Source organism: Salinivibrio sp. IB872, from assembly GCF_001995345.1.
In the GTDB taxonomy this organism is placed as follows: domain Bacteria; phylum Pseudomonadota; class Gammaproteobacteria; order Enterobacterales; family Vibrionaceae; genus Salinivibrio; species Salinivibrio proteolyticus.
In genome coordinates this window covers 13,927-26,656 of sequence record NZ_MUFO01000026.1, presented here as the reverse complement: position 1 = coordinate 26,656, position 12,730 = coordinate 13,927, and the positions used below count along the sequence as shown (strand labels likewise).

General features: G+C 51.7%; 12 protein-coding genes. 10 read left to right on the top strand and 2 right to left on the bottom strand.

Annotated elements, in window-relative coordinates:
• Window positions 1–11: 11 nt before the first annotated feature.
• The 5 genes from tatA to hemB all read left to right on the top strand — a co-directional run bounded on the left by tatA (window position 12) and on the right by hemB (window position 3,288).
• Window positions 12–260: a Sec-independent protein translocase subunit TatA gene (gene tatA / locus BZJ18_RS11415; RefSeq protein WP_069588228.1), complete on the top strand. Its 249-nt coding sequence runs from the start codon at window positions 12–14 to the stop codon at window positions 258–260.
• Window positions 261–262: 2 nt separating this feature from the next.
• Window positions 263–619 carry a Sec-independent protein translocase protein TatB gene (gene tatB, locus BZJ18_RS11410; protein ID WP_077456833.1) on the top strand — a complete coding sequence of 119 codons (357 nt, stop codon included), beginning with the start codon at window positions 263–265 and terminating at the stop codon, window positions 617–619.
• Between the two features lie 15 nt (window positions 620–634).
• Window positions 635–1,387: a twin-arginine translocase subunit TatC gene (tatC, locus tag BZJ18_RS11405; protein ID WP_069588224.1), complete on the top strand. Its 753-nt coding sequence runs from the start codon at window positions 635–637 to the stop codon at window positions 1,385–1,387.
• Window positions 1,384–2,166, top strand: a complete 783-nt coding sequence (locus tag BZJ18_RS11400) for a TatD family hydrolase (RefSeq protein ID WP_077456831.1) — start codon at window positions 1,384–1,386, stop codon at window positions 2,164–2,166. Before tatC ends, BZJ18_RS11400 begins: the two co-directional genes overlap by 4 nt.
• Window positions 2,167–2,235: 69 nt before the next feature.
• Entirely contained in the window at window positions 2,236–3,288 is a 1,053-nt protein-coding gene (gene hemB / locus BZJ18_RS11395; protein WP_077456829.1) for a porphobilinogen synthase, read from the top strand.
• Window positions 3,289–3,397: 109 nt separating this feature from the next.
• Here hemB and asnC read toward each other — a convergent pair whose 3' ends face one another.
• Window positions 3,398–3,859, bottom strand: coding sequence for a transcriptional regulator AsnC (gene asnC / locus BZJ18_RS11390; RefSeq protein WP_069588218.1), 462 nt, complete (start codon window positions 3,857–3,859; stop codon window positions 3,398–3,400).
• A gap of 95 nt (window positions 3,860–3,954) precedes the next feature.
• Here asnC and BZJ18_RS11385 point away from each other — a divergent pair, with 95 nt between their 5' ends.
• The 4 genes from BZJ18_RS11385 (at window position 3,955) to BZJ18_RS11370 (ending at window position 8,955) form a co-directional block, all read left to right on the top strand.
• The gene (locus BZJ18_RS11385) at window positions 3,955–7,137 is read left to right on the top strand and encodes an ABC transporter substrate binding protein (protein ID WP_241824953.1); all 3,183 of its coding nucleotides are present in this window, start codon (window positions 3,955–3,957) and stop codon (window positions 7,135–7,137) included.
• Window positions 7,138–7,172: 35 nt separating this feature from the next.
• Entirely contained in the window at window positions 7,173–7,952 is a 780-nt protein-coding gene (locus tag BZJ18_RS11380; protein WP_077456827.1) for a class I SAM-dependent methyltransferase, read from the top strand.
• Complete coding sequence (locus BZJ18_RS11375) at window positions 7,953–8,255, top strand: hypothetical protein (protein ID WP_077456825.1); 303 nt, start codon at window positions 7,953–7,955, stop codon at window positions 8,253–8,255.
• Window positions 8,256–8,595: 340 nt separating this feature from the next.
• Window positions 8,596–8,955: an Hpt domain-containing protein gene (locus BZJ18_RS11370; RefSeq protein WP_077456823.1), complete on the top strand. Its 360-nt coding sequence runs from the start codon at window positions 8,596–8,598 to the stop codon at window positions 8,953–8,955.
• 45 nt (window positions 8,956–9,000) lie between these two features.
• Here the strand turns inward: BZJ18_RS11370 and gorA are convergent, their stop codons facing one another.
• Window positions 9,001–10,356 carry a glutathione-disulfide reductase gene (gene gorA, locus BZJ18_RS11365; RefSeq protein ID WP_077456821.1) on the bottom strand — a complete coding sequence of 452 codons (1,356 nt, stop codon included), beginning with the start codon at window positions 10,354–10,356 and terminating at the stop codon, window positions 9,001–9,003.
• Window positions 10,357–10,654: 298 nt separating this feature from the next.
• Here gorA and prlC point away from each other — a divergent pair, with 298 nt between their 5' ends.
• Window positions 10,655–12,697 (top strand): oligopeptidase A, encoded by a 2,043-nt coding sequence (gene prlC, locus BZJ18_RS11360; RefSeq protein WP_077456819.1) that lies wholly within the window; start codon window positions 10,655–10,657, stop codon window positions 12,695–12,697.
• Window positions 12,698–12,730 lie beyond the last annotated feature (33 nt).

The window sequence follows — 12,730 nt, the reverse complement described above, 5'->3', positions numbered from 1 at the left end:
AGGGAACCAGTATGGGTGGAATTAGTATTTGGCAGTTACTGATTATCGCAGTGATTGTGGTATTGCTATTTGGCACGAAAAAGCTTCGTAACATGGGCGGCGATTTAGGCTCAGCGGTGAAAGGCTTTAAGAAAGCCATGAACGACGACGAAGACAGCCAAAAAGGCAAAGACGCAGACTTCCAGCAAAAGACCCTTGATGATACTGGGGCTGAGACGTCAACAAACGAGCAAGCACGTAAAGATAAAGAGCAGGTATAACCGTGTTTGATATAGGTTTCTGGGAACTGGTGCTGATCGCCGTGATTGGCTTAGTGGTTCTGGGCCCAGAGCGACTGCCCGTCGCGATACGGAATGTGTCGCGTTGGGTGGGGGCAGCGAAGCGTATGGCGGGCTCTGTTCGAGACGAGCTCGAGCAAGAGCTTAAAATTAAAGAGCTGCAAGACAACTTACGCAAAGCCGAGCAGGCTGGCATGAAAGACCTTGACCCTGAGCTGCAGCAATCGGTGGATACCTTGCGTCAGCATGCTGCGGATGTCCAACGCCCTTATGCATCGTCGACAGAGAAACCGCGCCCTGAGGCATCGTCTTCAGAGCCGTCGCCGACCGATAAGCGATAAACGAGCAAGGCTACTATGTCCTCCGTAAATGATACCCAACCGCTCATTAGCCATTTGATGGAGCTGCGCAACCGCTTGTTGCGAGCGATCATTGCGATTCTCGTCGTCTTTATTGGCTTGGTTTATTTTGCTAACGATATATACAGCGTGGTGGCACAGCCGCTGATTGATAAGCTGCCAGAAGGCGCGAGCATGATCGCCACGGATGTGGCGTCACCGTTTTTCACTCCGATAAAGCTGACGTTAGTGATATCGGTGTTCGTGGCGGTACCGGTGATTTTGTACCAAATTTGGGCGTTTGTAGCCCCCGGTTTGTATAAGCATGAACAGCGGTTAGTGTTGCCTTTATTGGTATCGAGTTCGTTGCTCTTCTACGCGGGCGTCGCGTTTGCGTATTGGGTGGTGCTGCCATTGGTGTTTGGTTTTTTCACCTCGATAGCGCCCGAAGGGGTGCAAGTGGCGACCGATATTGCTAGTTACCTCGATTTTATCTTGGCACTGTTTTTGGCGTTTGGGATCGCGTTTGAAATTCCCATTGCCATTATTTTGCTGGTTTGGACCGGCGCGACCAGTGCACAAAGCCTGCGTCAAAAACGTCCATACGTTATCGTCGCCGCGTTCGTAGTCGGTATGATGCTGACGCCACCGGATATGATTTCGCAAACCTTGCTCGCGATTCCTATGTGTTTATTGTTCGAGCTAGGTGTGTTGCTATCGCGCTTTTACGTGCCACGTGCGTCATCGGAATCACAAGAGGCCAGTGAATGATCGATATTGGCGTGAACTTGACCAGCACGCGATTTGATAAGGACAGAAACGCGGTGGTTGCGAGCGCGCAGCAAGCGGGCGTCACCGGTATGCTGCTGACAGGCACTAATCTGGAAGAAAGCCAAGCAGCGGCGGATCTCGCCACCCATTATCCGGCGTTTGCCTATGCCACCGCTGGCGTCCATCCGCATGATGCCAAGTCTGTCGACCCCGCGGATTTATCCGTTATCCGGCAATTAGCGCAGCGCGCCGAGGTGGTGGCGATCGGTGAGTGTGGCCTCGATTTTAATCGAGATTTCTCGCCACGGCCGCAACAAGAAGTGGTCTTTGATGCGCAGCTTGCGCTGGCGGCTGAGCTGTCGATGCCTGTCTTCATGCACTGTCGCGATGCGCACGATCGCTGGTTCGCGATTTTACGCCCTTGGCTCGATAAACTGCCCGCAGCGGTGCTGCATTGCTTTACCGGCGATGATCGCGCATTGCGTGAGTGTTTGGACGCTGGATTATACATCGGCGTCACCGGATGGGTGTGTGATGAGCGCCGTGGACAAGCCTTACAGCAGCAGATTAGTTGGATCCCAGATGATAGGCTGATGATAGAAACCGACGCGCCGTATTTGCAGCCCCGCGATATACGTCCTCGGCCGAAAAGCAGCCGTAATGAGCCTAAATATTTGCCCCATATCGCACAAACTGTAGCACGGCTTCGCCAACAGCCTGTCGAACATGTTATTGACTGTACAACAAAAAACACCCTGCGCTGTTTTTCGATTCAGTGACGGGGTGAACAACCCAGTGAGGCAGTCTTCTGCCCCAAAGCCCAGGTCTGCAACATAAAGGAGGATACAGTGAGCGTATCCATTCAAGGCGCCTTTCCTGCTCGACGCCTGCGTCGTACACGCAAAACTGACTTTAGCCGCCGTATGGTGGCGGAACATTCATTGTCCGCGAGCGATTTGATTTACCCTGTTTTCATTTTGATGGGCAAAAATCGTCGTGAGCCGGTGGAGTCGATGCCCGGTATTGAGCGGATGTCGATTGACCTGCTGTTGTATGAAGCGGATTACTTGGCCAAGCTAGGTGTGCCGGCGATTGCACTATTCCCGGTTATCCCGAAGGAATTTAAAACCGTCTGTGCCTCTGAAGCCTTTAACCCCGAAGGGCTGGTGCCACGCGCGGTACGCTTGCTCAAAGAGCACGTGCCACAAATGGGTGTGATCACTGATGTGGCGTTGGACCCTTACACCATCCACGGCCAAGACGGGATCATTGATGACGACGGCTATGTGATGAACGAGCCCACTACCGAAGTGCTGATCAAACAAGCTTTGTCACACGCCGAGGCGGGTGTGGATATTGTTGCGCCGTCAGACATGATGGATGGGCGCATCGGTCGTATTCGAGACGCACTAGAGAAAAACGGCCACATCAATACCCAAATCATGGCGTACTCTGCCAAGTATGCCTCTAACTATTATGGCCCGTTCCGCGATGCGTTAGGCTCTGCGGCGAACCTGAAAGGGGGCAATAAAGCCAATTACCAAATGGATCCGGCCAACAGTGACGAAGCGCTGCATGAAGTGGCGATGGATATTGCTGAAGGGGCGGATACCGTCATGGTTAAACCGGGGATGCCGTATTTGGATGTGGTGCGCCGGGTGAAAAGTGAACTCAAAGTGCCAACCTTTGCTTACCAAGTCTCTGGTGAGTACGCCATGCACAAAGCGGCGATCGATAATGGCTGGTTAAAAGAGCGCGAGACAGTGATGGAATCACTCTTGTGCTTTAAACGTGCGGGTGCGGACGGCATTTTGACTTACTTTGCTAAACAAGTTGCCGAGTGGCTTGCTGAAGATGCAGGTGTGCCGTTGCCGCCGCGTCCTGAAGAGACCGTGGGATAAAAAAAGACCGCGCGATCAACCACGCCCTGGCTATTTGGTCAGGGCGTTTTGGTTGTGTGGCGGTTGCGTCATGATAGATACAGGGATAAAGCGTATCACCACGCAAAAATTAGGGGATTACGTTGCGGTTGATGGGGTTCTGTAGTGAGATCAGCGTTTCGGTGGATTGGACTTCATCGATGGCTTGTAGCTTGTCAATCAGCACAAACTGTAACTCTTCAATGGAGCGGCACATCAGCTTCACAAAGATGTTATAGGCGCCGGTGGTGTAGTAAGCCTCAACGACCTCATCAAGCTGATTCAGCTTATCGAGCGCAGAGTGATAGTCCCGCGCGGCTTTGAGGTTGATGCCAATAAAGCAGCACACGTCGTAGCCAAGCTTTTTGGTGTTCACCAATATTTCGGTACCTTCGATAATGCCAGCTGCTTTCATTTTCTCCACGCGCACGTGAACTGTCGCGGGACTCACTTGGAACTGCTTGGCCATTTCCGCGTAAGGCACGCGCGCATCGTCGAGGAGTGTGGACAGAATACGACGATCGAGATCATCCAGTTTGGGTAAATCGTTCATTGTTGTCGTCTTGTAGTTGTAGCTAAGCCATGTTTTCCGCTGTCTCAGTTGCTTGACAGTCAATTGAGCATCTAATGTAGGGTATCGCGTTGTCTATGAAGATACCAATAAACCAACAGGAAGTGGGCGTGGGGATCAAATACCTTTTTGGCGTGTTAWTACTGATGTGTACCTGCGCCGTGAGTGCAGCTCAACAACAAGTCTTGGTCGTGCACTCCTATCATCCCGGGTTCTTTTGGAATCAAGCGTTGGTCGAAGGATTAAATACGGCGACGCAAGGGCACGATATCGGCTTTCAGCATACTTACTTAGAAAGTAAGCGTTACCAATCAGAAGCCTATCGCGAACAGCTGAAAAAACTCTATATCCAAAAACTCGCCAGCCAGCGTTTCGATGCCATTTTAACCACAGACAACGCCGCGCTATGGTTGATGCACGAGCTCCACGACTACGTAGGAGACACGCCCGTGGTGTACGCGGGGCTGAATAACTTTGGCCGCCAACATTACCCGCTGCTACCGCGTGTGACTGGGGTGAAAGAAGAGGTCGACTTACCTCGCAACTTGGCGTTGATGAAACGCCTCCATCCTGATTTAGAACGTGTTTACCTGTTGCTGGATAACACCTTTTCAAGTCGTCAGTACTGGAATGTGGTACAAGCGCAGCTAGCGCACAGTGATTTGTCGGGTATCGAAGTGGTTCGCCTATCAGACTTATCGTTTCAGGCACTGCATGACCGTATCCAAGCGATGCATGAGGGTGAGGGCGTCTTTTATCTTTCTTACTTTCGCGACAACCAAGGCGGCTTTATGACCCGTCAAGAATACCTCGAAACCATTGTGGGTGAAGCCCCCGTTCCCGTGTATGGGGCGATGAGCTTTATGCTCGGCCACGGGGTGATTGGCGGTGTGGTGATTGATGGGGTTGAGCAGGGTAAGAACCAAGGTGAGTTGCTACTGAAAGTGCTGTCGGGTGATCTGCCCGCTGAGCGCGACAGCACCAATGTCACCATGTTTGATTACCCTTTGGTCAAACGGTGGGATTTGGATATTAGCGATCTACGTTCAGCGGTGATCACTAATCGTCCGCAGTCGTTATGGCAGGCCCACAAAATAACCGTACAAGCGGTGTCTTTGTCCGTGCTGGTGTTGGGTAGCATCATTGTTATGCTTTGGGCCAATGTGCGTCAGCTGCGTCGTAGTGAGTCGGCACTAATGCGTCACCGTGCCATGCTCAAAGGGGTGTTCGACCAGAGTAATCAGTTTATCGCCTTGCTTGATGGCAATGGGATTCTGCTGTCAGGCAATTCCAGTTTTAATCAGTTGGTGGATGTAACTCGCCAATATCAGGCAAGACCGCTCTGGTTTTGGCCGATATGGCGTAACCCTGCACGCTTAGAGTCGCACCTAAAGTTAACTGAAACGACCCAGCCCCGGCGTTTTGAACTGTGTTTGAGTGAGGCGCACCGTGAATTGATCTTGGATGTGGCGGTTAAAAGCTTTCCTGGTGAAGCCGGTCAACCCCGTATTCTGTTTGAAGCGCGCGATATTACCCAACGTAAGCACACCGAGGAGAAACTGCAACGCAGTGAAATTGAATACCGGATGCTTTACGAACAGCAACCGGTGATCTTGCTGACCGTCGATCAGCAAGCACGGATCCAATCTATCAACCAATATGCGGCAGAGCTTTTCGGTTACAACAAATCAAGCCTCCTTGGCCATAAAATCACTGAGTTGTATGCCGAGCAGCATGAGCCACCCCACCGAATGGTGCGCCGCCCACAAGACAATGACGAGCAACTTTGGCGCCGAGAGATCCCTTATCGCTCTAAAAAGGGCCAGACCTTGTGGGTGAGAGAAACGGTTCGTGCCATGCACACTCAGGCACAGATACTGGTGGTCGGCGAAGACATTACTGCGCACCGAGAGATGGAAAGCCAACTGATGTATCAAGCGCATCATGACTACTTAACCGGTCTCTATAACCGCAGTTATTTTGAACAGAAGCTGGCCGATGCCTTGGTTCAGGCCCGCGAAGACGATCAGTGCCATGCGATGTTCTATATCGATATGGACCAATTTAAGCTGATTAATGACACCGCAGGCCATGAAGCCGGGGATGAAGCGTTAAAGCAAGTGGCGTTGATTGTAAGTCATCACTTACCTTCTGGCGCGGTACTATCAAGGCTTGGGGGCGATGAGTTTGGCGTTTTAGTGTATCACTGTGATGCTACCCGTGCGGTGAGTTGGGGGAAATCATTGCTGGCAGCCTTGGCGCGAAGTGAGTTCTTTTGGCATGACAGCCGGATGCGGTTGGAGTGCTCCTTAGGGATCCGCTTACTGGACCGCACCGCCGGCTCTCCGCAGCAAGTGCATGCCCAAGCTGATACAGCCTGCTATGCCGCTAAAGATGAGGGGCGTAACCGGCTCCATCTTTATCATCCGGACGATGAAGAATTGAAACGTCGCGAGCAAGAAATGGCCTATGTCAGCCATATTCATGAAGCCATTGCCGCAGACCGCTTTGAAGTGTATGCACAGCGCATTGTGAATATTAGCGGCGCACCCCAGCGTAAGCTGTATATGGAAGTGTTAGTTCGGATGCGGGATACCCAAGGTGGCTGGATCTCACCTGGGCTATTTATTCCCGCTGCAGAGCGCTACAACATGGCGCATCAACTCGATACGGTGGTGGTGAAGAAAACCTTGGCCTGGTTCGCCGCGCATCCCGAGCACGTTGATAAGCTGGGTATGGTGTCGATTAATCTATCCGGCCGCTCTATTGCGCAAAAAGAGTTTGTGCAATTTTTGGTACACGCTATCAAAGACAGTGTGATACCCAGCCGACGCATCTGCTTAGAGATCACTGAAACGGCCGCCATCAGCAACATGACCAGTGCGATGGATTTATTTTCACGTCTTAAAGCGTTAGGCTGCTTTATTGCACTCGATGACTTTGGTGCGGGTATCTCATCGTTTGGTTACTTGAAGCGTTTACCGGTTGATATCGTGAAAATTGATGGGCAATTTGTGCGTGACATTGCCAAGGACGACACCGATTTTGCGATGGTGAAAGCCATTAACGACCTTGCCAAGCAAATGGGCAAAAAAACCGTGGCTGAGTTTGTTGAAAATAGCGAGATTTTAGAGAAATTGCGTTTACTCGGGGTCGATTACGCACAAGGTTATCACTTTAGTGTACCAGCGCCGCTGGAGCAGCAAGTGAGAGGCTGGCCCGAGACACAGAACAGCGTGAAGGAAAAAATCCATCTCTGATATACTCGGCCAATCATTGGCTGTGGAGATCCAACGTGCAACTGACCCTTATCTGTGATGTGGCAGAGAAACAACAAGAATTTGAAAGGCTAACAAGTAAGTGGTCACTCACTCATGAGGATGATTCGCCGTTTGCGTTGGTGATGACAGAGACACGGTTGGAGCTTCGCAAACAAGATGAGCCTAAATTAGGGGCGGTCTACGTTGATTTTGTCGACGGGGCGGTCGGTCATCGCCGTAAGTTTGGTGGTGGCAAAGGCCAAGCGATCGCGAAAGCGGTGGGATTAAATAAAGGCGTGACACCGCGTGTTCTTGATGCCACCGCTGGGCTTGGGCGTGATGGGTTTGTTCTTGCCTCGCTTGGCTGTGAGGTACAGTTGATTGAACGTCATCCTGTGGTGGCAGCGTTGTTGGATGATGGTCTGCAGCGCGCTTATCAGGATGCAGAAATTGGCACTTGGATGCGCGCACGCATGACCTTGTTGCATGCAAGCAGCGCGCAGGCTCTCACCGAGATGGCGCAAACACCCGGGCTACAGCGGCCAGATGTGGTTTATCTTGACCCCATGTATCCGCATAAAAAAAAGGCCGCGTTAGTCAAAAAAGAAATGCGTGTCTTTCAATCCTTAGTCGGGGCGGACACAGATGCAGATAACCTGTTAGACCCTGCATTGGCACTGGCACGCAGTCGTGTGGTGGTTAAACGCCCAGATTATGCTGAGCCGTTAGCCGGCATGGCCCCCCATTCGAGCATTGAGACAAAGAAAAACCGCTTTGATATGTATATCAATGCAGCACTTACGGTGGAGCGTTAGGTGGCTAAGTCGCTGTGTAAATGGCGTCGCGGAGATGTGGATGCTGAGTTAGAGCTGCTCGCGACGATTGTTTCGCCGCCTTGCGTGGCGTGCAGTAAATGTGCGCGTGTGGCCAGAGATAAAAGCTATTTGTGTCGACCTACGCCTTTGCCTGCATCGTCTGAATCAGTGACGAAAAAGGTGAAGAAAAAAGCCAAGGATGAAAAGCTAACCAAAAAAGCCCTGAAAAAGGGTAAGAAAAGCACAAAGACGGCAAAAAGCAAAAAAGAGAAGAAAAAGGCCAAAGCCAGTAAAAACGCCTAGCCTGAAGGTACAGGAATAGACTCCATGGTTACCCATGGAGTCAGCGGTGATTAATCGAGGCCTTTAACCATCAACACGGTCAACAGACCCGTGATAACGGAAACGATCAGGCCAGAAACGATTAACCAAGGCAACATATCCATCATGATTCGCACTCACTTCTATTATTGATATTGGGGGAAAAGCGAGCATGATTGGACCTGAGTTTTGCCACATCTACAATGTGCTAGACGCAGGCGGTTAATCTTAGTAACGATTAGAAACAAGGTGATGATAAGCTAATCAACAAGCCCTTGTCGCTTGTAGGTGAATCACCGTCTTCAGTAAAAAAGGATTGAGCATGAGTGACAGCCACGGAAAGACAGATCACGACGCAAGCGTGTGGGACAAAGAGGAAGCCTTAAGTCGGTTGATGGATAGCCAAGCCTTGCTCGATGAAGCCTGTACCATCTTTGTCGAAGAGACTGAGGAGCAGCTTCCAACCATGGCACAACAGATTGCAGTGGCAGATTTTGCTAACTTGGCGCGTGAAGCGCACAAGCTAAAGGGTAGTGCCAGTAACCTAGCGGCGATTGAACTGCAACAACAAGCGTTAGCCTTGGAGCTGGCAGCAAAACAGGATAATGCTGATGCCGCGTCCGTGTTGTTGGTGGATATCAAAGAAGGCTTGGCACGCTTTTGTGCGCAGTGGAGTAAATAAAAACGCCGAGCACAGTGCTCGGCGTTGCTCTTACCGATACCGGGTTTAGCGCATGGTAACAAACTCTTCTGAACCGGTCGGGTGAATCGCGACCACACTGTCAAAATCTGCTTTTGTCGCTCCCATTTTCATCGCGACGGCAAATCCTTGGATCATTTCATCGACGGTGAAGCCGATACCGTGAAGGCCCACGACTTTTTCATCGTCACCGGCACACACTAGTTTCATTTTACAAGGTTGGCGGTGCTGGGTGACGGCCGTATACATCGCAGCAAACGTCGAGGTGTAGACCTTGATATTGTCATCCCCATATTTGGCGCGCGCTTCGGGCTCGGTCAAGCCAATAGTGCCGATTGGCGGATGGCTAAATACCACGGTTGGGACGAGGTCATAGTCCATTTTTGCCTCGCTCTGGCCATTGAATAGGCGCTCCGAGAGCAGACGACCTGCTTTTACCGCCACAGGGGTGAGCTCAATGCCACCATCCATAATGTCACCGACACAGTAAATGCCCGGCACGCTGGTGGTTTGGTAAGGGTCTACCTTAATGTAGCCGTCCGCGGTGGTTTGTACATCGGTCGCGGCCAAATTGATCTTGTCGGTGGTTGGATGGCGGCCAATCGCCCAGATCAGTGTGTCTGTGTTATGCGTGGTGCCGTTCTCGAACGCAAGGGTCAGGCTGCCGTCGCTTTCTTTGGTGACAGAGACAGGCACCGACTGGGTATGCAGAGTCGGGCCTTCTTTTTCAATCACTTCGACCAAGGTGTCAGTCACCAAGGGGTCAAAGCTTCGCAGCGGACGGTCTTTGCGCACAAACAAGTGGGTATCTGACCCTAGCGCATGCAGTACGCCTGCGATTTCAACCGCAATATAGCCAGCACCGACTACGGCGACACGCTTAGGTTGTTCGGTGAGGGCAAAGAAACCATCTGAGTCGATGCCATGTTCAGCACCGGGAATGTTCGGAATCGTGGGGGTGCCACCAACCGCAATCAAGATATGATCGGCGGTGTAGTGTTCGCCGTCCACCTCGACGGTTTTGTTATCGACAAAGCGCGCAAAGCCGTGAATGACATCAATGTTGTTTTTACCCAACACGTTTTCGTAGGCTTTGTGGATACGGCCAATGTAGGCTTCGCGGTTATTGATCAAGGTTGACCAGTCAAAGCCTTTCACTTCAACATCAAATCCATAATCCGGGGCATAAAGATTGAGGGCTTCGGCAACTTGCGCGCCATGCCACATCACTTTTTTGGGTACACAGCCCACGTTTACACAGGTTCCACCGAGGTGTTTTGCTTCAATCAGGGCGACTTTGGCACCGTGCATCGCGGCACGGTTGGCAGAGGCAATACCGCCGCTGCCGCCACCAATACAGATGTAGTCGAAATGCTTCGCCATGTCTTTCTCCATCTTATACGCACGAGCGTGCTTCTGGCTTTTGTTTCGTGGTCAGCTTGTCGCGTTTCAGGTCGCTTGTAAAGTGGCGCCGCGCTGACCATTGAGGTTGAGTGAATGTAAGCTTATCAAACCTGTGGTGTGGCGGCAGTCTCAGAATCATTTTGTAACGGTCGCAATCTGTATAAGTTGGAGTGTGGGGATTGAAAAGCGTTCTCACAGACGGCATATACATGAGGTCACTTATCGTTTAGATAGACGCGCGAAGCACGGGCGTCTCGTCAGCAAAAAGGAAGGCATTATGTCCAACCCGCTACTTCAGTTTGAGGATTTACCTCCATTTTCAGCGATCAATCCAGAGCATGTTAAGCCGGCAGTGGACGCCGCAATTGCCGATTGTCGCCAAGCAGTCGAGCAGGCGGCTGAGCAAGCGTCGCCAAGTTGGGAGACGGTTTGTGCTCCGCTCGCCGAAGTCGAAGATCGTCTCAGCCGTTTATGGTCGCCAGTAAGCCATATGAACGCGGTAGTTAACAGCAAACCACTGCGTGAAGCCTACGAAAGCTGTCTGCCGCTGTTGTCGGAATATTCGACGTGGCGCGGTCAGCACAAAGGCTTGTATCACGCCTACAAAGCCATCAAAGACAGCGCGGACTTTTCATCACTCGATACGGCCCAGCAAAAAGCCATCACCGATGCGCTGCGTGATTTCGAGCTGTCTGGCATTGCGCTGCCTGCCGATCAACAACACCGTTTTGGTGAAATTCAAAAACGCTTGTCGGAGCTTTCCTCTTCATTTAGCAACAATGTGCTGGATGCCACCATGGGGTGGAGCAAGCTGGTGAGTGATAAAAGTGAGTTAGCGGGCTTGCCCGAATCAGCGCTGAACGCAGCGAAAGCGCAAGCTGAGAGTAAATCTCAGCAAGGTTACTTACTGACCCTCGATATTCCTTCGTACTTACCAGTCATGATGTACTGCGATAACCAAGCATTACGTCAAGAAATGTATGAAGCTTTCTCAACGCGAGCCTCTGAWCGTGGCCCGCAGGCCGGCCAGTGGGACAACACCGAGCTGATGAACGAGTCGCTACGTTTAAAATATGAACTGGCGCGCTTGTTGGGCTTTAACAATTACAGCGAGTTGTCGCTGGCGACCAAAATGGCAGAGAGCCCCGAGCAGGTGATGGGCTTTTTGAATGAGCTGGTTAGCAAAGCCAGTCCACAAGGCGAGCGAGAGTTCGCGGAAGTAAAAGCTTACGCCAAGCAAGAGTTTGGGGTAGAGACGCTGGAGCCTTGGGATATCCCTTACTACAGCGAAAAACTCAAGCAGGCGCGCTATGCGATTTCTGATGAAGCGCTACGTCCTTACTTTCCAGAATCGCGCGTGCTAAGTGGCCTGTTTGAAGTCATGAAGCGTGTGTTTGGCATGACGGTAACCGAACGCCAAGGTGTCGATACGTGGCATGAAGATGTGCGTTTTTATGACATTCACGACAGTCAGGGCACGCTGCGCGGGAGCTTCTATTTAGACTTGTACGCACGTGAGAATAAGCGTGGCGGTGCATGGATGGATGAGTGTCGCGTTCGTCGCCGTAAAACAAATGGCGAGTTACAAACGCCGGTGGCGTACTTGACCTGTAACTTCAACCCACCGGTCGGTGATGATCCTGCGCTGTTTACCCATGACGAAGTTGAAACCCTGTTCCACGAATTCGGTCACGGCATTCACCACATGCTGACACAAGTCGAAGTGGCGGATGTCTCGGGGATCAACGGTGTGCCTTGGGATGCGGTAGAGCTACCGAGTCAGTTTTTGGAGAACTGGTGCTGGGAGCAAGAGGCGCTGAGCTTTATCTCGGGCCACTATCAAACCGGAGAAGCCTTGCCGGACGATATGCTAGAGAAGATGCTGGCGGCGAAAAACTTCAATTCAGCGATGGCGATGTTGCGCCAGCTCGAATTCAGCTTGTTCGACTTTAGCTTGTTCAGTCAATTTGACCCCGAGGTGGGTCCACGGATCATGGAAAGGCTCAACGCCGTACGTGAGCAGGTTTCTGTGGTGCCCACGCCGGAGTGGAATCGCTTCCCGCATGCGTTTGGGCACATCTTTGCGGGTGGCTACAGCGCAGGTTATTACAGCTACAAATGGGCTGAAGTGCTGTCGAGCGATGCCTACTCTCGCTTTGAAGAAGAGGGGATCTTTAATCGCGAAACCGGTGAAGATTTCCTCAACCATATCCTCAGTCGTGGGGGAAGCGAAGCGCCGATGGCGTTGTTTGTTCGCTTCCGTGGCCGTGAGCCAAGCCCTGATGCGCTGCTGCGCCACAGTGGTATTTCCGCGGATTGACCAAATAAGAGCTCGCGCAATGCGGGCCTTTTT

Bases quoted from the DNA above. Each gene is read 5' to 3' on its own strand.
- tatA (WP_069588228.1), top strand. From the start codon at position 12: ATGGGTGGAATTAGTATTTGGCAGTTACTGATTATCGCAGTGATTGTG.
- asnC (WP_069588218.1), bottom strand. From the start codon at position 3,859: ATGAACGATTTACCCAAACTGGATGATCTCGATCGTCGTATTCTGTCC.
- BZJ18_RS11370 (WP_077456823.1), top strand. From the start codon at position 8,596: ATGAGTGACAGCCACGGAAAGACAGATCACGACGCAAGCGTGTGGGAC.
- gorA (WP_077456821.1), bottom strand. From the start codon at position 10,356: ATGGCGAAGCATTTCGACTACATCTGTATTGGTGGCGGCAGCGGCGGT.
- tatC (WP_069588224.1), top strand. From the start codon at position 635: ATGTCCTCCGTAAATGATACCCAACCGCTCATTAGCCATTTGATGGAG.
- BZJ18_RS11400 (WP_077456831.1), top strand. From the start codon at position 1,384: ATGATCGATATTGGCGTGAACTTGACCAGCACGCGATTTGATAAGGAC.